This window comes from Clostridium sp. CM037 (assembly GCF_055081095.1).
In genome coordinates this window covers 3492128-3513822 of sequence record NZ_CM143650.1, presented here as the reverse complement: position 1 = coordinate 3513822, position 21695 = coordinate 3492128, and the positions used below count along the sequence as shown (strand labels likewise).

Below are 21695 nucleotides of genomic sequence, written 5' to 3'. Positions count from 1 at the left end.
GAAGTAGGGGAGTCATGTATCTGTACCAATATATGGAACGATAGAATATTTCAACAATATTGTAGCACGTTTATTTGTGGGAGGCAACTATTTTTTGTTGCAAGTAGGTTGTAGAGTGCAAGCAACTCATTTGTAGCGTGAGCGGCACCATGCTATAATATGACTATAAATATTTGAACAAAATTATACAAGGCCTCAGAACGATATCTAAAAAATTCAGTATTTGCAAGGTAACTGTGCAAGCACTTGTGAATATGGTAAGGATATCAAAAGGTGCTTTTTATATATTTATGAATCAAAAGAAATATTATTCTTCGAGGTACCTCAAAATTTTCTTGAAAAATATGACAATAAGTGATATAAACAATTAGTGAGGAGCATTTATGAAATTAAAAGAGCTTGAGAATATAGTATTTAAATCATCTTCAGAGCTTATGAGAAGTGAGGGAGAAAATGCGTTTAATAGTGGATTAGTTATTAAGATTAAAGGCAAGAAAATAGAAAATATATATCATATTTATGGTCGCGTCAAGAGTGATACTCAATGGAGTGAGTTAAACACGCATATTAAAATAGATTTATTAAAGAAAAAATTGGATGGTATAAAATGTACTTGTGAGGATTTCAAAGAAGCATCGAATATGGGCTATTTATTTATGTGTAGCCATTTAACGGCTACAGCATATAGTTTTTTTAGCATAACTGCAAAAAAAAATTGTGAGAAAAATGAAAAAACGGAAAAGTTAAAAGAAGATAATTCAAATAATCAGGGAAGCGAAAGTATTATAAAGTTAGTTCGTAAGGTTTCAAAAGGCCCGACCTATTATGAAGCGCAATATGCAATAGGTAAGGAAAAAATAAAGATAGAGCCTAAGGACTTGAGAACTTTTTTAACTGGGACTAACCATAAGAAAATTAAGCTAAACTATGATAGTTTTGAGTTTGAAGCTCCAATAGTGCTAAAAGATTTACCACTAAACTTTACATTAAAGATTAGAAACGAATATTTTGTTTTAACAACTCATAGGCAGTTTCCAGTATCATTAAATGATAAAAATGATGTGTATTTATTTAATTGGAAACTTTATATACCATCAAAAAATCAAGTTCGAAAATACGTTGCGCTATGTGAAAAGTTAAAAACAAATGGTGAAATTCTGTACCACGCCGGAATAGAAAACTATAACAAAATTATCTCATTTTTAAGTAGTATTTCAAATAATATTAATATTAGTGAAGAGATAAGAGATTTTGCGGCAAATTTCATAAAACCTGAGTTTCACATATATGAGATAGACAGTGATATTTATTGTGATATAGAAGTGATTTACGGTAATGATAAAATAAATATATTAAAGAAAGATAAAAGTAAAAATATAATTACACGTAATTATAAAAAAGAAGACAAAATACTTATGCAACTAGAAAAGTATAGGTTTATAAAAAGAAATGAGAAGCTACTTTTTATAGGCTCAGATGAGCAGCTGTTTGATATATTAAGTAAGAGCGACGAGAATCTACATTCTCTTGGCAATGTTACATTTGGAAAAGGGATTAAAGACAGGGAAATATATGATTTCACGGCTATTGAAGCAGAAATTAAAGAAAAGGATGGCTACTATGATTTTTCCTATGGGATACATGATATCAAAAATAAAGAATTAAATAGTGTACTCTCTTCATTTAAGCAAAAAAGAAGGTTTTATAAAACTGAGAATAATAACTTTTTAGATTTTAAAGATGCGGGAGTTAAAAATTTCTTTGATTTAATAGAAGTATTTAATATTAATAAAAAAATAGAAAATGGATTAATACATATGGATAAAGGTAAGGCATTATATTTAAATGAAAAAATTAAAAACAAGGGTATTCAGTTTGTAAAAGGTACTGAAGTGTTAAATGATATAGAAAACGCTTTATTGGATATAAATAATATGGATATAAGGGTGCCAATGAACTTAAAAGCCACACTTCGTGAATATCAAATAGATGGTTTTAAATGGCTTAAAAGTCTAAGTCGGTTAGGATTTGGAGGGATATTAGCCGATGAAATGGGACTTGGTAAAACAATTCAAACAATAGCCTTTATATTATCAGAAGAGAATAAAAAATCTATTATTATTAGTCCAACTTCCCTTATTTATAATTGGAAGGCTGAACTAGAAAAATTTTCACCTAGTCTAAATGTAGCTATTGTACATGGCGAAAAAAGCCGGCGGCTTAAATTGATTCATAGTTTAGAGGATTATGATATAATACTAACAACCTATGGAACTTTAAGAACGGATATAGAGTTATATGAGGATATTAGTTTTGATTATTGTATTATAGATGAAGCCCAAAACATAAAAAATCATTTAGCACAAAATACAAAGGTTATTAAAGAAGTTAAAGCTAAGGTAAGATTCGCATTAACAGGCACTCCTATTGAAAATAATTTAACAGAACTTTGGTCTATTTTCGATTTTATAATGCCAGGTTATTTATACTCTAAAGAAATTTTCGAATCAAAATTTATAATTAATAAAGAAGGTGATTTAGAAGAACTTAAATTGCTAATTAAACCTTTTCTCTTAAGGAGAACAAAAAAAGAAGTATTGAAAGAACTACCAGATAAAATAGAAAAGAAATTTATAGTTGAGATGACATCAGTTCAAAAGGCTGTATATAAATCTTATACTAAAGTTGTCAGGGATAAAATGAAAAATAACGGTGATGGTAAAATAGATATTTTTTCTTGTTTAACTAAGTTGCGACAAATTTGTTTAGATCCTTCACTTGTATTAGATGAATACAAAGGTGGAAGTGGAAAGCTGAAAATTGCAACTGAGCTTATAGAAAAGCATATGGAAACAGACGGGAAAATGTTATTATTTTCTCAATTTACGTCGGTACTTGAAAATATAGGAGCGAATTTAAATGAAAAGGGAATTCGGTACCTTTATTTAGATGGAAAAACAAAAGCAAAAGATAGAATTAAACTGGTAGATGAATTTAATAACAGTTGTGAATCATTAGTTTTTTTAATTTCACTAAAGGCAGGGGGAACAGGTCTTAACTTAACCTCTGCAAATTTAGTTGTTCATTTTGACCCTTGGTGGAATCCAGCAGTAGAGAATCAAGCAACAGATAGAGCTCATAGAATTGGCCAAAAAAATGTAGTAGAAGTGATTAAGTTAGTTACTAAGGGGACTATAGAAGAAAAAATCATTCTACTCCAAGAAAACAAAAAACATTTAATAGATAGTGTAATTACAGGGGAACTTACGAGTAGTGATATTCTAGGGAAACTTACAAAGAAAGAACTTCTGGAGATTTTTAGATTTTAGGGTTTAGAGTGAGGGTGCCACGCACTAAAGATAGCACCAAAAGGAGATATAAAAATGTACGTAGAGTTTAATAATAAAATTGTAGATAGCAAGGATATAAAAGATATAATTGAAAAAAATACAGAATTTAAAGTAGTTAAAGACATGAGTAAAGGTTCAAAGAGAAATGATATATTAGCTTTTAATTTAAGTGTAGAAATAAATACATTAAATGACCTAATGGAAGGTGAATTTAATTTAAATGAATTAACAGAAGATGAATTGTTTGATGAATACTTATCACTGGCAGAAGAAATTGCAATGGACATTGAGGAATACGTTCCTGACGGTGCTATTATGGACATTAAAGCTTATAAATGGGATAAATCAGATGATGGGATAAAGTTAGTTATAATTATAGCATCAGAGGATACTACAGAATTAAAATTAAAGGATATTATGAGGAAACTTATAACTCAAGTGGAGTAAAATTGCAGACTAACGTTGAAATAACTAGGTTTTACAAGTAACCAATCTTTTGATTTGGTCTATATGCCACCCCTTTGCCACCCTTAATTATTTTTGGGTGGCAAATATATTTTCAAGAATATTTACAGTATCATTTTTCATTTTTAAGGTTACATGAGAATAAGTATCCATAGTGGTGCCTATTTTGCTATGTTCAAGTCTTTCTTGAATATCTTTTGGAACAGCGCCACCTTCTAAAAGAATGGTGGCATGAGTATGTCTTAAAGAATGAAAATTATATTTAATTCCTAACTCATAATTAACTACACGAGATATATATATTAAACTATTATTTGAGACAAGTCCACCATTTTCTTGAGTACATACAAAATCATTTTTAGTATAAAATTCACCATAATATAAAAACAGTTAAGAACTTAAGTATTAAACGAGAACTAATAAAGGCGTGTCAAGATGATCTAAACATGGTGTATGGAGAAAATATAGACATAAGAGACGTAATTGCTACCTTAGAAACTAAGATGTTTAGCGCAAGCGATATGTACGAAGAAAAAACAGTAAACTTAGAAGAACTAATGACTCAATCAATAGATTTAATTGATAATGGATATAAAAATGGGGGACAACTACTAGGAACGACTACAGGATATAAGCCTCTTGATAATGCTATAAATGGTTTTGTAAAAGGAGATTTACGTATTATAGCTGTAAGGCCTAGTATGGGCAAAACTGCACTGAGTATGGAAATGTTAAACAAACTACCTCCTGGGAAAAAAGGCTTAATATTTGAAATTGAAATGCCTAAAGGTAAATTAGGAATAAGAATGTTAGCACCCAGGACATGCATAAACCCACAAGATTTAAGCAAAGGATTAATAAAAGATACTGACTTTAGTGTGATCCAAAAGGAAGCTGAAAAAATGGCATTTAAAAATATAGTCTCATAACTTAACTTAGTGGTCAAGTATTAATACTATGATTCTGAGATAAGATTTGATACAGTTTTGATGCCCTTTTATTAAAATTCACTTAAAACCAAATAAGTCTCAAAAACGAACGTTTTTGAGACTTGTTTATATATTTCAAATAATTTAACTAACTCATTTTGAGAGAATCAACAAAAGCATTATCATTTAATGCAGTCTTTGATAACCATTCTAAATAGGATTACTTTTTTCTATTTTAAATATATGCTATGAATACTTCCATTTTCAGCAAAGATCCTACCATCTAAATTTAAAATTTTAGATTCAAAAATTGTAACTTTATTGCTATCATTATTCCAAAATACTCCATTATGGTTAAGTCCATTAAAATAATTTATATTTTTAAGCAATAAAATCTTATTAACTATTTCGTTTCCATTAAACTTTGCTGCATATATACTCCATACTCCTTTATAATCTTCACCACTATATGTTGCATAAACAATTTTGTTTTCATCCGGCGAAATCCAAAATGGTACAATATGGCTTCCTATTGATTGTGCGAATTTATTTGTTTTTTTACTATTTACATCATAAATAAATAAGCCATCTTCCCCATTTATGTTTCCTTCAAAAACTATTTTTTGTCCTTCATTAATAACAGCAAAACCATAGTTAACTATACGGTTTTTTTGTGTCTTTGCTTCAGCAGATGGTAAAACCATCACAGGTTGCACTTTCCCATCATCTGTAGTTATCTTATAAATGCCTTCTGTTATAATTGTTTTTTCATTGTTTTTTGTTTTAGCAGTCCCTACAAAGTAAACATCTTTTCCATTATTACTATAAACACCTGCTAATTGATTTATTCTCTGATTACCCTCTTTAAATTCTTTCAATTTGTCATTCTCCACGTCATATACAACTATTGATGGGCTTTTAGCAAATGTTAATCCTACTATATATTTACTATTTATAGACCATTCTCCCAGCATATTGCCTTTCACATTAATTTTCTTCTTGGAATTGCTTTTTATATCGACTATATAATAACAGCTTTCACCCTTTTCCTTTGTGTCATATAGATACTTTGTTTTATCGGGAGAAATCGTAGCCCCATCTTCTAAATTTGAAGGTGATTTTTCAAAAGTAGATAAGTTAAGCTTATAGGTGCCTCCTCTAACCTCCTTACTAAATTTAAGTTCTTCTTCTTCATTTGTATTTTCATTATCAATCTTTTTAATTTTCTCCTCTATATCCTTTCTACTGAGTCCTATTTGAACAATAGCTTGGTTATCTCCTACCAGGCCTATCATATTATTAAGTCCTTCTATTCTATCTGTTTTTTCACTCTTTACTAATTGAAGTGGCTTATATTCATCTGGAGCGATTGCCTTTATTTTGTTATAAGGCAGCACTACAGAATTATTACTTGCCATTAAGGGCTTGGAGTATGAATATACTACACTCACTGCCCCTAACACTAATATCCCTGCAACTACGGCCCCTACTTTCCAATTCTTATTTCCTTGTCCCATAATTTCTTCCTCCTAAATTTAAATTTTATAAGTTAATTATAAACAAAAGTTGTATCATTGAGTTAACACGATGTTACAATGTCGTAAACTTTTAGAGGAATTACTATATGTACTCCAGTGCCTTTTCTCTCTTCACTAATTATTTTTATACTTCCATTATGTTTATCTATAATTTTTTTTACTATAGATAGTCCTAATCCAGAACTTCCTGCTTCTCTTGAAGTTTGTTTATTCACCCTATAAAAAGGTTCAAATATCATTTCTAACTTATTAGAAGGTATTCCTTGTCCTTTATCTTTAACGGGTACTATTGTAAATGCAGACTTGTTATTAATAGATAGTTTTAAATCTTCATCACTATAATTATTTTTATTATCACTATCTTCATAATTTAGTACTTTTCCATTTGCATTTGCAGAATCAACTAAAAATTTTCCTTCGTATGAGTAAATCATTATTCTATTTCCAACCTTTATAGACAAATCTGAAGCTATACCATTGCTAGAATTATTAAAATTATTAGAATACATATCCTTATTTTTCAATTCAAAATACTGTCTTAAATATGTGTTCAAATCCTTTTCAAAGGTTACTAATTCCTTACTTATTATCTCTTTATTGTTTTCTACAATAAGCTTATTCATGAAAAAGCTCATTGTGTTATACCCTATATAAAATATAACTAAAAAACCAATGATAAATTTACGCTTTATAGACATTTTCATGAAAAATATATCCCCTTCCTACATAATTTTATACCCTACTCCAAATACAGTTTTTATAACAGAGTTATTTTTATCACTAGATAATTTTTTTCTTAACCTTTGAATATGAACATCTACAGTTCTGCTTTCACCTTCAAAATCAAACCCCCATATAGTTTCTAAAAGTTTATCGCGTGAAAATACTTTTCCCCTATTCGCTGCAAGTTTATATAGCAATTCATACTCTTTTGCTGTAAGATTCACTAATTTATCTCCCTTAAATACTTCATAATTATCTTTAAATATTGTTATGTTTTTTTCTAATTTTATAATATTTTCTTTATCCTTAATGTTTTTAAATTGTTCTATCCTTCTTATACTAACTTTTGCTCTTGCAACTACTTCTCTTATGTCAAAAGATAGGAATAGGTAAGACTTTGAAGTTATCTCCGCCTTTTCCCCTCCTCCACACAGTGCTTGCGACTTTCACCGCACACTGCGTTCCATCAATATTTATTACTTATTTATATCACGTAATTTCCAACAAGTTTACGAAGTATATTAATTTTAACCAAACCTATGCTATCAAGCTTTATCTTATTTTTAAGTCTTTCTATTGCCTCTTCTTTTTCTTCATGAATTAGCTCATGAACGTATCTATTTACATATGTTAAGTTATTGTAGTTGTCTTTTCCACCTTTGTTTTTAGGAATTCTACGATGAGCAACCATACTAATTTTCTTTAATGTTGCTCCCGACACTCCACATTTCCCATTCTGCCCTATATATAAGGATATTCTATTATCGTTATATTCTAGGGTTTCATTGATTACATTGTTATCCATCAAGAACTTAATGGCTTCGCCATGGTCTTTTTTCAGCTTTTCATGGATTATACTTCTACCTTCTTCAGTGTAATTGCATGTTTTGGGTGAAAAATTCTTTGCATACTTAAGCTTAACTCCATGTAAGGGAAAGATTGTTATCCCTGCAATAGTTATTGTTTTACAGTTATATCTACTATAATTTTTTTTATAGGCTTTACTTATTATATTTGGACTACCTCGTATACTTCTTGTGCCATTATATAGGTTCTTTTTAACTAAGAAAGATATTTCACTAAAATCTAAGCTAACATTTGTTGCTACATTGTAATAGTTATGCCACCCTAGTATTTTACTATTTAATTTATTTACTGCTTGGCCAGAGGGGTTTTTTCTTATGTCTTTAACCATTTTTTTAAATGTTTTTATTATTCTAGCACTTGCTTTGTCACTAACATGAGTTTTAGCAATTCTTTTGTTTCTATTAACCCTAACTTTTAATTTAAATCCTAGAAAATCAGAGTAGTTCTTTCTTAAATTCACAACCTTTGATTTTTCAGGACTAATATCTAGGTTAAGTCTTTCTTTAAGCCATTGCTTTACTGCCACAAATACCTTTTGTGCAGTTTTAGCATTTCTACAGAAAATTTTAAAGTCATCTGCGTATCTAACGATATACATTTCCTTTAAGTTGGTATTCTTCAATGCACGTATTTTATTGCTATTATCTGAGTATCTATAATAGGTCTGAAAATACTCCCATTGATTACACATCCACCAGTCTAGTTCATTTAATACCACATTAGAAAGTAACGGTGAAATTACCCCTCCTTGCGGAGTACCTTTGTTAGGAATTCCTATGCCATCTATTTCAGCTTTAAGGATTTTAGATATTAATTTAAGAAGTTCTTTATCTTTTATCCCAAGTGACCATAATTGCTTTAATAATTTATTATGGTCTACGTTATCAAAGAAACCCTTTATATCAATATCAACTGCATAATGTAACCCAGCTCTGTTAGTAAGAAACATACATCTAGCTATGGCGTGTTTCGTACTTCTATTTGGTCTAAAACCATAACTGTGAGTATAGAACTTTGCTTCGCATATAGGCTCTAATACTTGTTTTATACATTGTTGCAGATGCCTATCTTCTATAGTTGGAATACCTAGAGGTCTTATTCCTCCGCCTAGCTTTGGAATTTCTTTTCGCCTTACTTTATGTGGTGTAAACTGTTCTAATCTGTTTCTAACATACTCAATTATAGTTTCAATGTCTTTTTTAGCTATATCTATAATTGTGTTTGAATTTATTCCTGGTGTTTTACTCCCTTTATTCTTTTTAATATTTCTGTAGGCTAATAAAATGTTCTCTTTTTTCAGTATTAGTGGTACTAGATTTTTAAATTCTTTTCCCTCTTTACTAAGCTTATATAAATTATCTTGTATTGCTTGAGTATTATAATACTCATTATTTCTTAGTTTCTGATTTTTCTTATACTTCATCTGTCTTGTTGTCATTAGTCAGCATTCATTCCTTTAAATTCTTGGTTTAAGGTTTATGCTTCTCTTAGTCTTACTCGAACCTAATGGACTTACGTAATATATCTTTTCTTAAATATTAACTTGTGGCTGTCCCTCCACTAACTTTCGTTAACTTCAACGGTACTGTGCCACTACTTTCACTGATATTAAAGCAAGTTATAACTATCGTCTTTCCTTGCTACCACTTCATAGAAAATAAGTCCTCCATGTTACCAGCTTACCACGTTCCAATAACTTTATCCTTACATATACCCTTAGGTAGCTCCTCTAGTCCTGTCTGTAACATACTGCCTGTAACAGTATAAGGATTTTCATACCAAACAATCTTACTCATCCTCACAGACACTACAACTTAGGTAGTTGAAGTATTTCTACCCCCTCATCATTTAGAACCTTACATTCGGAACTTTGTCAGTCTCTTATATTTAGACATTCTTACCATAGGTATTTTATGGACTCCCGACCTATCATACACTCGACCACCTCTGGTTCGCTTTTCCATAACTTCTTACGAAGTCATTAGGGTGTACTCTCAGCCGACTTCACCGAGCTTATAACAACTTCACTCTTCTTAGTAAAGATGCTATTCGGAGTATCAGAGAAAGCCCTTCGAGGCGTTACCCTCTCATTTGACTTTTCAAGTTATTAGTTCTTAGATAGATTTGCTATCTAGGCAATATTTTTAATATTGCAACGTGTCGCACGCTTGGTAATATAATCGTCTGCTCCAAGTTCTAAGCCTACTACTTTGTCCATAATATCATTTTTTGCCGTAAGCATTATTATAGGGATTTTATATTCTACCGATACTTTCTTACATATTTCAAAACCACTTATATCAGGTAACATTAAATCCAGTATAATTAGTTCTATATATTGATTTTTTAAGATTTTTAATCCTTCTATACCCGTTGCAGCTTCAAAAACTTTAAACCCTTCTTCTTTAAATGGATATGTCAAAATTTCTCTTATACATTCATCGTCCTCAATTATAAGTATATTATTATTCATAGCATGGCCCCCTTACTTCAATAAGTATACAATACAGTTGTTACAAATTTATAACATATATCTCATATATTCTAAAAAATATCATTAGCAAGCCAAGTTATTTTGGAACAACCAACCTTGGTTCCATGGACTTCACCTATGGAATATATCCAACTTTAGCGTAGGAGTTTTTGAGAGTAGTAGTTTTACTCCTAAAACCCGTAATTCATTGGATATACAAATAGGAAACTTGTCCTCTCTAATAGTAACACTTCTTATATTCTTATCTATAGGATTTTTTTATGTTACATTAAAAGTAACAAGTCAATACAATATGTTACATTCGAAATTATATTTTTAAGGAGTGTTCAATAGCCTCAATGTGAAAGTAACACAATTACATTTGTGTTACTTTCGTTAGTATTTACATATATAATTTATTTGAAATAGATACTAAGGCACTAATTGGTATGTACTTGTAAAAAACAATACTACGGTATATTATTATACCATGAAAAGTATATTATGGAAATTGAAAATAAATAATATGGGGATGAAAACCAATGGACTTAATTAAAGTGAATCAATCAAAATGTATTAAATGTGGAATTTGTGTGAATGTGTGCCCATCAAAAGTTTTGGGTATGGGAGAAAATGGCCCTATAGCAATTGAGCCACAAGGATGTAATGCCTGTGGTCAATGTGTTGCTGTATGCCCTAACAGTGCAATTGATAATATAAAAACACCTTTAAACAATCAGACCATTCTAAAAAAATTCCCAGTTATTAATAAAGAAACCGCTAAACAGTTTCTTAGGTCTCGACGATCAATCCGATGTTACAAAGATATGAAAGTGCAAAGAGAGCAATTAATTGAATTAGTTGATATAGCACGTTTTGCACCTACTGCTAGTAATCAGCAAGGAATATCATATATAATTGTTGAAGATAAAAAAATACTAAAAAAAGCTACAGAGATTGTCATAGAGTGGATGGAATCACAAGGTGAAAATCCTTTGCACTGGAGTTTTCTTTATCATATTCGTGCTTATAGGGAAACTGGAATAGATCAAATATTACGTGATGCTCCAAATTTAATTTTAGCAATGGCTCCAAAAGAAATGAAAAATGGCAGAGAAAATACAATCTTTTCATTTGCTTACTTGGAATTGTTTGCAACGACTCACGGATTAGGTAGCTGTTGGGCTGGACTCTTTGAAATGTGTGCATTTGCTAATTATTATCCATTACTAGAATTGTTTAATATTCCTAAAAACAAGGTGTTAACAGGCGCAGTTATGGTTGGTTATCCTAAATATGGGTATAAGCGACTGGTAGATCGTAACCCATTAGATGTTACTTGGATTTAATAGCATGCGCTAAATGCTTATGTTACTAATAGCCTCAATATGAAAGTAACACAATTGGTATTGTGTTACTTCGGGGTAGTACTCTCTTTTCGTGCAAAAGCACCGTTAATGAAAAACAATTAACATATTTTCAAATTACTGTAAAATTAAATGCTAAATAAGGTTTTTTAATATATTCCAAGATATATTTTACATAAAAACATTAAGTTTTTAATATTTTATGTAGTAAATTATTAATGTGATATTTTAGTGAGAGTTTGGACTAAAACATTACATTAAAACTATAAACTTAATTTAAATTAGTTTTAAATCCTTTGATAATCGAGTACTATCAAGGGTTAAGAGTCGATTATCTAATGTAATATTTATTGTATTTTATTACATTAGAATTTTAGGTAATCAACTACATTTACTATATATTTACTTAAATGTTAGTCGAATTTTCTTAAAGGTACTTTTGCACAAATTGCGAGTCCTACCCCATAATATAGAAAACCTAGGAATTAAAAAAATTTCAACTAAAAATATAAAAGTATCCTTAAATTATGTTGGGGTGCAGGCATCTTTTAGCGGAAAATATACTCTAAGCTCTAGACTATTCCGATATTCCATATACTCTTCCATTCTTAGATTTTGTTATATAAATTGTTGATCCACAAGTAAAGCGATAATGATAAACCCCATTTATTAATTTTATTAAATTTATAGATTTGAAATCAATTATCATGGAAGATGACTTATTTAAATGAAGTTTATTTGAAAGCTGATGGTATCTTTAATAACTAAATCATAGGGGTTATTCTTAGGGTTTGATGATAATATATTTAGGCACTGGTTAGAGTATGCAAATCATCGAACTAATGCTTTTTTTTATTGATGAATGGAATGATGATAAATAATTAATACAATTTTAAATTAAGGTTATTTAGTATCTTATAAAAGAATCCAAAATGGCTTGTTTTTTATACTTTTGGATTGGTGTTTAATGTAACATATGTTATTCTTATTTTAATAAAATGTTTCGTGAATAAGAGGAGGTGTAATTTTGGATAAATGTGCAGAAAAATTTCAATTAGTAACCATATCAGATGGCAAAATAGTCATAGAAAAGGATTATTTTAAGAGAGCATTTGTTGAAAAAAACGGTAATAGTAGTAATGTTTCAGGGTTAAATATAAGATTAAAGGCGGTATTACTTTTACATTTATCATCAGAAGAACCAAGGTACCTTCCAAACTTAAATGATTTAGAAAAAATATTAGGTGCCACTAAATCATCAATCAGCAAATGCTTATGTTCATTGGAGGATAACAAATTTATTTTTAGAGTTATAGGTATCGGACAAAACATTATCAGAGCTTCAGACGAAGAGCAAGCTAAAAGTAATGAACGATAGAAAGATATAATTGCGGAAGAAAGGAGAAAAAAAGATTTAAAAATTACTTCATTCTCAATATAAGATACGGATTGAATGAGGAACAAATTGAAGAAAAGAATAATAAAGATGTAGAAGAGATAATTGCAATAATAAAATCTAAAAATCCAAATGTAAATGAGTCATATATTAATAAAATGTATAAAGAACTTAAACAATCAATGAACAACAACACATAAGTTCATGTTCAAGTATATTAATGAACTTTTATTTTTAAGGAGGAATAGATATGAGGTGTAAAGAAAACTGTTTAAGTGGATATTATAAGAGAAGGAAACCATGTTGTCATGAATGTAAAAGGGAAGATATTTGTGTGAATAAATGTAGGGAAGTATAGGGGGAGTGTGGCTGTGGGAGGTTACCAAGTTCTCAAAAAGTGGATAGAAGCAATTTAACATAAATTAGAATGCGTTTTAATTAATAAAACATTTTAAAATATCGAGCCAAATACTGTACAAAGTTCAATAACAAATTTGTATATTAAAATAAATGCTGAATTGAGAGTTGTATAAAGGGCAAATCGGTAGTCAATATATAGTTATTGATAGAAACAAAAGTAGTATATTAATTTTGCCCCTTATAGGTTGAATTAAATAGGTATTACTTAAACTTAGTTAAAAAGCAAAATGGCTAGGTATAAAGGATTGACGATATTTTAAACTTAATAAGAACTGCTTCTTTCGAATCTGAAGGTCGAAGGTTGTACAGGTCAAAATTGGAACCGTTAAATGTGTAATGAATATTCTATTGAATACCAGCTAAAGGAACATAATTGAACAATAGAGAAATGTTTATGGTGTGATTAGAAAATATAAGGGTTATAAAAAGGGTAGCAAATTTATCGTATGCCACCCTTTTGCCACCGCTCTATAAAAGATAATTAGATACAATTAGTTAATATTTAATCAAAAATAATATTTTACACCTCATAGATGGCTTAAGTGCACTCTCGGAAACTCTTAAGGTACTGCTAACTCTTGATTCATTTTGCTCAAAAATCAACTTCACCTCAAAAATTCGTGGTGCCTCATATTGTACGAATAACCTAGAAAATTTAAGCTATTCGTATTACTTTTAATCTTTTTTACTTAAACATTGTGAAATAAGACTTGACAGCTAGTAAAAATTCGCAAAATTAAATATGTATATTTTTTTACATTATTTCATTTGCGAGGAGTGTTTTTATGTTAACTGTTAAGGTTTCTCATTCTCAATATCAATATTTTCTTGAAACATTTTTAGAAAAATTCTATATTCAAACCAATCAACAAATCACTTTGTTTGAGCGTAGTTCACAAATAACTAAAATCTGGTCTACCGACCTAACCGGAATTGTCCCTCTAATAGAAAGTACTTACTCTAAATCTAATCAAGGGGCTCCGCCCAAAGATGCGGTAGCATTACTCAGGTCACTTATTATCATGGCTTATTGTAAAGAAACTAGTATATCATCTTGGGTAAAAACATTACGTTCAGACCCTTTCTATTCAATTTTATCTGGCTTTATACCCGCTTGCTATTCAGACTCTAAAGCCGAAGGCATACATGTTGACCGAATTCCTGGTGTAGGTACTTTTTATGATTTTATGGATAGGCTGATTCATAAGGATAAGATCCTTAATAAATCCAAACTGCGTAAAATTAAACGTAAACCACGTAAAAAACAAAAGAAAAACCAAAAGATGAATAACTCCAAGTCTGGTGTAGTTGACCGTTTAGTTAAAAGAATCTTAAAATATGATAATTCAAAGCTCCTTGACAGAAGCGAATCCAAAATGAACAACATACTTAAAGAATTATTTGTTATTCCTTCTTTATCAATGGGTATTTTGGGCGATCCTTCTAAACTAAATATTGCTGGCGACGGAACCTGTATGCCAACACAGGCTTCGCCTTACGGTAAAAAAGTTTGTGATTGCAAACTTAAACCAGGAGAACATTGTGACTGTTATCGAAAGTTTACCGACCCCAGTGCTAGCTGGGGTTGGGATAGCTTTAATGAACATTATTACTATGGTCATACCTATCACGGATTTACTGCCTGTGATAGCTTTTACAGCCTACCTATCCATATTAAATTTGTTAGCGCGGCACGCCATGATGCTGTTACTGGCGTTTATGCACTTAAAGAACTTGTGGATTTATATCCTGAAATTAAATTTCATTCTGTAGCCTTAGATTCTGCTTATGATGCTAATGCTTTTTATCTTTTATGCATGCATTATGGAATAAATCCTATTATTGATTTAAATTCACGTTCTTCAAAACCTTCATCAAATAGTGAATTTGTTAAACTTGATAAGAATGCTATTCCACACGGAACTGTTTGTGGACATCAGCTTCGTAATTGGGGAATTATTAGTAAACAATATAGACATAAATGGTTATTCCCAGTTCAATGTGAAAACTGTGAAAAATGTCCTATGAAAAGCAATAAATCTTATTACACTAAAACATTAGACAACCCAAGGTATTTCACTCCAATATTAAGAGGTTCAAAACAATGGAAATCTCTTTATAAAAGACGTTCAACTACTGAAAGATGTTGGGATAGAATAAATAACAATTTTCATGCTGAAGATGCAATTATTTATTCTGTTGGGTGTAGAATAACAAGGGTATTTCTTGGTGCATTTTGCTGTTTCATAGATGCTTGGGCATCAGAAAGATTAATAGCCCTTGCCGATATTTTCCCAACTCTTAAAAATATAGCTGCGTAATTTAAAATAAATTTCAATTCAATAACCAGCCTACGGCTTTTTTAAAATAGTGTATAAAAAAGTCTTTTTGTCATGTCCGTAATTAATTCAAATATAACTTTTCATTCAAATAAGCACTTTTAATACTTAAATATGGAAATTGTTAATTATTGTTTTCCGACTATACTAGGCTTAATATCAATGATTATATGGTTGTTTATAATATATATAGATAAGTTGAAATACAAGGTGTAAATATATAACTCAAGTGGAGTAGTAACAAATAAACTAATGAAACAAAGTAAAGAGTAAATAAGACGATATGATTCTTATTTGTTATAAAAGCCTCATACTATAAATCTAGTATGAGGCTTTATCCTATTAAAGATTATTTTTTTATTATTATAATGTAGCTACTCAAGCTATATTCCATTTCAATTGTTTAAAACATGTCCTTCTTATTCAAGAAATATATAACAAATATTACGATAAGTCCAATTAATGCAACCACATACCAAAAACCCACAGCATTAGCGGAAAACGGTATTCCAGATAGGTTCATTCCAAATAGCCCAGATATCATATTAGGTATAGCCATAACTATAGTAATAGCAGCAAGAAATTTCATTACTATATTAAGTTTATTTGATATAACAGAGGCATAGGCATCCATAGTACCATTTAAAATATTACTATAAATAGTACACATCTCTATAGCCTGTCTATTTTCAATAATGACATCATCTAATACGTCTTTATCTTCTTCGTATTTTTGAAGAATGTCTAATTTAAGCATTTTCTCTAAGGTAATTTCATTTCCCTTTAAGGAAGTGGAAAAATACACAAGAGATTTTTCGAGTGCCAATAATTGAATAAGTTCTTTATTTCTTAAGTTCTTGTGAAGTTGTTTTTCTACTATGTAGCTTTTTTTATCAATTTGTCTTAAGTATATTAGATAATAGTTGGCAATTCTATATAAGATTTGTAGCATAAACCTTGAACGCTTAAAGGTATAAAAGGAGCTGATTTTCCCTTCGGCGAAATCTGACAATACTTTACTGTTTATCAAACAAACTGTAATTATTACTTTGTCAGTATGAATCATAGCTATAGGGTAAGTGTCATAGGTTAAAGAGTTATCATCCATAGCTGTAAAGGGAATATCCAATATAATTAATGTACAATCTTCTATGTCAATACGGGAGGTTTCTTCTTCATCCAAAGCAGCCCTTAAAAAATCCATAGGAACATTAGTGTTTTTTGAAATTAATATTAATTCTTCATCTGATGGATCAATCATGTTAATCCAACAACCTGGCTCTATATTTTCTAGCTTTGCTAGCTGGTTGTTTTCTACACTACTATATATTGAAATCATTGCAACACCTCCTAGTGTAATTCCCTTTATATTATAGTCTATAAAAGGCAGGATAGACAACTCATAATTATTTTAACCATAGCAATTCGAATACTAAACCACAGTTGACAAGGAAGCTCGAATAATTGATAATAGTATATGTAAAGTTATTCACATAAATTTAAAAAAATGGAATAATAATAAAGAAAACAGACTAAATATATTGTGGAGTATTATTGGGGGGCGTAAAAATTCATGGATATGTACCCATTATTTACAATTGCTTTAGCATTATCTTTAGATGCTTTTGGAGTAGCTTTATGTATAGGATTAAACAATCAAACTAGATTTATAAATAAGGTAGGTTTTACAATTTCTTTTGGACTATTTCAATTTTTATTATCATATATAGGAGCTTATGCAGGCTTCCTTTTCAATACATATGTAGCTTCAATGCCTACCATAATTGGTGGTATGATTATATCTTTCGTTGGAGTGATTATGATTAAGGAAGGCTTTGAAAATCAAGGGAAGTGTCCACTGCTTAAACCTAAAATGTATTTTGTTTTAGGGATATCCGTAAGTATAGATGCAATGGTGGTAGGATTTACGGTATTAAATAATATAACAAATGCTATATTATTAAAAAATACACTATTCATTGGGGGAATAACTCTAGTAATGTCAATAATGGCCTTTGTAATTTCTAGATACCTAAAAAAAATAGAAATTGTAGGAAAATATGCAGACTACATTGGAGGAATAATCTTAATAATTTTCGGTCTAAAAATGATGTTTTTTTGAAAGGGAGGATGATATAAATGTTAAACAAATTAAAGGATTTAAATTCATTTAAGGCATTTAAATATTTTAAAGAGATGAACGAGATCCCAAGAGGTTCCGGCAATGAGAAAGCTGTAAGTGATTGGTTAGTAACCTTTGCAAAAGAACATAATTTGAAAGTTATCCAAGACACCGCATTAAACATTATAATTAAAAAGCCTGGTACAGAAGGTCGAACTAATGCTCCAAAGGTAATACTTCAAGGTCATATGGACATGGTCTGTGAAAAAAACATAGGGATAAAGCATGATTTTTTAAGAGACCCTATTGAGTTTATTGTAGAGGATGATTTTTTAAGGGCAAATGGGACTACACTAGGCGCGGACGATGGAATCGCAGTAGCATTAAGTCTTGCAGTACTTGCGTCTAATGATATACCGCATCCACCAATAGAGTTATTAGTAACTACAGAGGAAGAAACGGGTATGGGCGGAGCTCAGGCAATAGATCCTAAGAATTTAGATGGAAGAATATTAATAAATATAGATTCAGAAGAAGAAGGAAAACTTTTAGTAAGTTGTGCAGGGGGAGTGCGTGAAAAAATAAGGCTTCCAATAATTTGGGAAGAAGCAGATAAAAACTTTATAAGCTGTGAAATAAGACTAAGAGGATTAAGAGGCGGCCATTCTGGAATGGAAATAAACAAAGAAAGAGGAAACGCTAACAAAATTATGGGACGTTTTTTAATGGATTTAAGATCAGTTATAGATTTTAAAATAAACTCTATAAATGGAGGAGCTAAAAATAACGCAATTCCTCGTGATGCTGATGCTATTATATTGTTTAGAGAAAATGATAAAAAAATAGTTAATGAAAAAATATCACAGTGGAATTCTACATTGAAAAATGAATTAAATACTATTGATCCAGATGTTGATTTAACTATTAAAATATTGGAAAATAAAGTAAATAAGATTTTTTCAGATGACACCGCTACAAAAGCACTTCAAATACTTTTCTTAATTCCAAATGGAGTTAAAAGTATGAGTATGGCGATTGATGGATTAGTGCAAAGTTCAGCAAATATAGGGATTCTTACGACGAGTGATGAAAATATAGTATTTGACTCTGCAATAAGAAGTTCTGTAAAGACTTTAAAGAAAGCAATATGCGATGAAACTATAGTGCTTGCAGAAATGGCAGGAGCAACTATTGAATTTGAATCTGAATATCCAGAGTGGCAATACAATCCAGATTCTAAAATAAGGAGTATACTAGAGAAAGCATATACTGATTTATATGGTAAAATGCCTGAAATAGCAGCTATTCATGCAGGCCTCGAGTGCGGATTATTTAGTGAAAAGTTTGAAGGAGATATTGATCAAATATCTTTTGGACCAAATATGTATGATGTACACACACCGAGTGAAAACCTAAGTATTTCATCAACAGAGAGGACATGGGATTACTTAGTAGCAATATTAAAAGAAATAAAATGATCAGGTACATGAAATAGATAAAGCTACTTTAGTAGATAAAGCTACTTTAATGACTTATAAAAAGGCTCCTACTTTTGTAGAAGCCTTTTTATAAGCATTGCTTGTATTCATGACCATATTGAGGTATATTATAATTGTTATAATAATGTAGTAAGGTGATGTATATAGATGAATATAATTTCATATTTAAAAGAGAATAATATTAAAGTAACTAATGCAAGAAAAAGCATATTAGAAATTATAATTTGCAGTAAAGATGCTATAAATGCAAACCTAATATATGCGCTACTTAAAAAAGAGAATATAAAAATAGATTTGTCCACGGTATATAGAACCCTAGATTTGCTAGAGGGTAAAAAGATTTTAAATAAGTTTGATTTGGGCAATAATATGTATAATTATACTATAAATAACAATTCCCACAAACATGTAATTGAGTGTGATTTATGTCATAAGAAAATGGTCATAGATTGTCCAATACCCCAAATAGAAGAACAAATAAAAGCAAAGACAGGAATAACTCTTACAGAAAGCCATGTTTATTTAAAAGGCATATGTAAAGAATGTAAAAAATAAGAGAGGATGAGATTTATGCAATTTTCTTCATTGGTATTAATGGAAGTAGATAAAGAAACTAATCAATTTGTTAAAGAGCTTGGAAGTTATGAAACTTCTGAAGGGGCAGAATTTGTTATAAAATTAAATTATTCTGGAGAACTGATCAACTTGACGTTTGATACTCATGATGATGTGGAAGAGTGGCAATTTACAGCAATTTATGATTGTTTTAATGAAGAAATTTTTAGATCTAAAGGTTATTCTATTGAAGCAGTAGATGATGAGTATAACCCAACTTGGTTAGTTAAGTTCAAATATTCTGACGAGCATATGATTGTTAGGGAAGCTTTAATCGAGATTTGTGAATTAATAAAGCAAGAACTTAAAGAAGTTTTTATTAAAATTAAAGAAAAAGAAGAAGAGTACAAATAGAGATTGTATACGTAGAAGATGCTGGAGTAGGTGATGATCAATAGAAGATGGAAAACTAAGTAATTTAAAATCAATAACCATGAAAAATATGTCTAAAATAATGAAATCGTAAGTGCTATATGAAAAATAAACTAGGGAACCTATTAAATTTTATGAAATAGATTTGTTGAAATGCAATAACATTGCGGTGCAGTCAATAATATAAAAAATATAAATTTGAGTAGGAGTAAAATATGAAAGAAAAAAATATAAAAACCATTATAACTGGTTTTACTCAGCAAAATGGATATTTTTTAGAGGAAATAATAAGTAAGAATAACAATTCGAATATGTGGACAGTGAGCAAAGATATAGGTGGAGAGTCGTATCGGTTAATATTTATGATGTCGCTTAGCCTGAATCAATTAATACAATATGACATTCCAGAGGACAAAAACAATATATATATACTATTTTCTGACGATGAATTCAATAAGGAAGAAGTTTCAAAAGAGATTGCAATAAATAATTTATTAGAAAAACCCTTAATTAGAGTGAATGTTTTAGAGAAAAAAGTGAATTATTCTGGAAATGTAAATTCACAAGTGGTTCAAGATTTAGCTTCCGTAATGAATAATACAAATTTACATAGTGATAGTGAAAAAATAAGTGCAAGAGATAGACCTTGGGTTACTATGGTAATTATAGCTATTAATGTAATGATGTATATAGTTACAGCTTATTTGAGTTATGTTTATGCGAAAGGTAGCATATTTAATAGTGACATCAAAATTCTAATTTTACTAGGTGCGAAAGTTAATGAGCTAATTGCACGAGGCCAGTATTTTAGGCTCATTTCTTGTATGTTTTTACATGGCGGAATTGTGCATTTAGGCGTCAATATGTATTCACTTTATGCCATTGGGGCAATGGTTGAGAGGGTTTATGGAAAGATAAAGTATATTGCTATTTATTTTGTTTCTGGAATATGTGCATCAATACTTAGTTATATCTTTTCAACAAGTGTTTCTATTGGAGCCTCTGGTGCAATCTTTGGACTGCTCGGGGCAGTGCTTATTTTCGCAATTAAGTCTAAGGGTAAAACTGGAAATGATTTTATAAGAAGTATTTTATCGGTTATATTTATAAATATATTTATAGGAGTTACTCTACCAAATATTGATAATTTTGGTCATATAGGTGGACTAATTGGTGGCATAATTACATCATTTTTGATTAGTTTTAGAGCCGAAATCTAA

At 30.0% G+C, this 21695-nt stretch carries 18 protein-coding genes and 1 pseudogene; 12 read left to right on the top strand and 7 right to left on the bottom strand.

The genetic code is table 11. From position 1 onward, the window contains the following. Nucleotides 1-383 precede the first annotated feature (383 nt). Together ACWJKP_RS16825 and ACWJKP_RS16820 are read left to right on the top strand one after the other, a co-directional pair. The gene (locus ACWJKP_RS16825) at nucleotides 384-3329 is read left to right on the top strand and encodes a DEAD/DEAH box helicase (protein WP_165413907.1); all 2946 of its coding nucleotides are present in this window, start codon (nucleotides 384-386) and stop codon (nucleotides 3327-3329) included. Nucleotides 3330-3383: 54 nt separating this feature from the next. Beyond that, nucleotides 3384-3797, top strand: coding sequence for a hypothetical protein (locus ACWJKP_RS16820; RefSeq protein WP_165413906.1), 414 nt, complete (start codon nucleotides 3384-3386; stop codon nucleotides 3795-3797). Between the two features lie 87 nt (nucleotides 3798-3884). On the opposite strand, the pseudogene ACWJKP_RS16815 reads toward ACWJKP_RS16820, so the two are convergent. Beyond that, nucleotides 3885-4199 (bottom strand): annotated as a pseudogene (locus ACWJKP_RS16815) (tyrosine-type recombinase/integrase); the annotation flags it as partial. Between the two features lie 62 nt (nucleotides 4200-4261). Here ACWJKP_RS16815 and ACWJKP_RS16810 point away from each other — a divergent pair. After that, nucleotides 4262-4744 carry a DnaB-like helicase C-terminal domain-containing protein gene (locus ACWJKP_RS16810; RefSeq protein WP_165413905.1) on the top strand — a complete coding sequence of 161 codons (483 nt, stop codon included), beginning with the start codon at nucleotides 4262-4264 and terminating at the stop codon, nucleotides 4742-4744. Nucleotides 4745-4974: 230 nt separating this feature from the next. Here ACWJKP_RS16810 and ACWJKP_RS16805 read toward each other — a convergent pair whose 3' ends face one another. The 5 genes from ACWJKP_RS16805 to ACWJKP_RS16785 form a co-directional block, all read right to left on the bottom strand. Continuing rightward, the gene (locus tag ACWJKP_RS16805) at nucleotides 4975-6261 is read right to left on the bottom strand and encodes a TolB-like translocation protein (RefSeq protein ID WP_165413904.1); all 1287 of its coding nucleotides are present in this window, start codon (nucleotides 6259-6261) and stop codon (nucleotides 4975-4977) included. Between the two features lie 62 nt (nucleotides 6262-6323). After that, nucleotides 6324-6986, bottom strand: coding sequence for an ATP-binding protein (locus ACWJKP_RS16800; RefSeq protein WP_462961321.1), 663 nt, complete (start codon nucleotides 6984-6986; stop codon nucleotides 6324-6326). An 18-nt stretch (nucleotides 6987-7004) separates the two neighbouring features. Continuing rightward, nucleotides 7005-7229, bottom strand: coding sequence for a winged helix-turn-helix domain-containing protein (locus ACWJKP_RS16795; protein WP_165413902.1), 225 nt, complete (start codon nucleotides 7227-7229; stop codon nucleotides 7005-7007). A gap of 260 nt (nucleotides 7230-7489) precedes the next feature. Beyond that, the gene (gene ltrA, locus ACWJKP_RS16790) at nucleotides 7490-9310 is read right to left on the bottom strand and encodes a group II intron reverse transcriptase/maturase (RefSeq protein WP_224578720.1); all 1821 of its coding nucleotides are present in this window, start codon (nucleotides 9308-9310) and stop codon (nucleotides 7490-7492) included. A 693-nt stretch (nucleotides 9311-10003) separates the two neighbouring features. Next, nucleotides 10004-10345 carry a response regulator gene (locus tag ACWJKP_RS16785; RefSeq protein ID WP_165414972.1) on the bottom strand — a complete coding sequence of 114 codons (342 nt, stop codon included), beginning with the start codon at nucleotides 10343-10345 and terminating at the stop codon, nucleotides 10004-10006. Nucleotides 10346-10887: 542 nt separating this feature from the next. On the opposite strand from ACWJKP_RS16785, the gene ACWJKP_RS16780 reads away from it, so the two are divergent. The 4 genes from ACWJKP_RS16780 to ACWJKP_RS16765 all read left to right on the top strand — a co-directional run bounded on the left by ACWJKP_RS16780 (nucleotide 10888) and on the right by ACWJKP_RS16765 (nucleotide 15849). Continuing rightward, on the top strand, nucleotides 10888-11694 hold the full coding sequence (locus ACWJKP_RS16780) for a nitroreductase family protein (RefSeq protein ID WP_165414971.1): 807 nt from the start codon (nucleotides 10888-10890) through the stop codon (nucleotides 11692-11694). Between the two features lie 1045 nt (nucleotides 11695-12739). Continuing rightward, the gene (locus ACWJKP_RS16775) at nucleotides 12740-13090 is read left to right on the top strand and encodes a hypothetical protein (RefSeq protein ID WP_165414970.1); all 351 of its coding nucleotides are present in this window, start codon (nucleotides 12740-12742) and stop codon (nucleotides 13088-13090) included. Between the two features lie 71 nt (nucleotides 13091-13161). Next, on the top strand, nucleotides 13162-13308 hold the full coding sequence (locus ACWJKP_RS16770) for a hypothetical protein (protein WP_462961320.1): 147 nt from the start codon (nucleotides 13162-13164) through the stop codon (nucleotides 13306-13308). Between the two features lie 1005 nt (nucleotides 13309-14313). Continuing rightward, nucleotides 14314-15849 carry a transposase gene (locus ACWJKP_RS16765; protein WP_224578784.1) on the top strand — a complete coding sequence of 512 codons (1536 nt, stop codon included), beginning with the start codon at nucleotides 14314-14316 and terminating at the stop codon, nucleotides 15847-15849. A 421-nt stretch (nucleotides 15850-16270) separates the two neighbouring features. Here the strand turns inward: ACWJKP_RS16765 and ACWJKP_RS16760 are convergent, their stop codons facing one another. After that, nucleotides 16271-17206 (bottom strand): magnesium transporter CorA family protein, encoded by a 936-nt coding sequence (locus ACWJKP_RS16760; protein WP_462961319.1) that lies wholly within the window; start codon nucleotides 17204-17206, stop codon nucleotides 16271-16273. A gap of 234 nt (nucleotides 17207-17440) precedes the next feature. Between ACWJKP_RS16760 and ACWJKP_RS16755 the strand changes: the two genes are divergently transcribed. The 5 genes from ACWJKP_RS16755 to ACWJKP_RS16735 all read left to right on the top strand — a co-directional run bounded on the left by ACWJKP_RS16755 (nucleotide 17441) and on the right by ACWJKP_RS16735 (nucleotide 21695). Next, complete coding sequence (locus ACWJKP_RS16755) at nucleotides 17441-17989, top strand: manganese efflux pump MntP (RefSeq protein WP_165411501.1); 549 nt, start codon at nucleotides 17441-17443, stop codon at nucleotides 17987-17989. 17 nt (nucleotides 17990-18006) lie between these two features. After that, the gene (locus ACWJKP_RS16750; protein WP_165411502.1) at nucleotides 18007-19467 is read left to right on the top strand and encodes an aminoacyl-histidine dipeptidase; all 1461 of its coding nucleotides are present in this window, start codon (nucleotides 18007-18009) and stop codon (nucleotides 19465-19467) included. A gap of 168 nt (nucleotides 19468-19635) precedes the next feature. Beyond that, a complete protein-coding gene (locus ACWJKP_RS16745; RefSeq protein WP_165411503.1) occupies nucleotides 19636-20043 on the top strand; it encodes a Fur family transcriptional regulator in 408 nt (135 codons plus the stop codon). Nucleotides 20044-20058: 15 nt separating this feature from the next. Next, a complete protein-coding gene (locus tag ACWJKP_RS16740) occupies nucleotides 20059-20457 on the top strand; it encodes a DUF6762 family protein (protein WP_165411504.1) in 399 nt (132 codons plus the stop codon). Nucleotides 20458-20690: 233 nt separating this feature from the next. After that, a complete protein-coding gene (locus ACWJKP_RS16735) occupies nucleotides 20691-21695 on the top strand; it encodes a rhomboid family intramembrane serine protease (protein WP_187351388.1) in 1005 nt (334 codons plus the stop codon).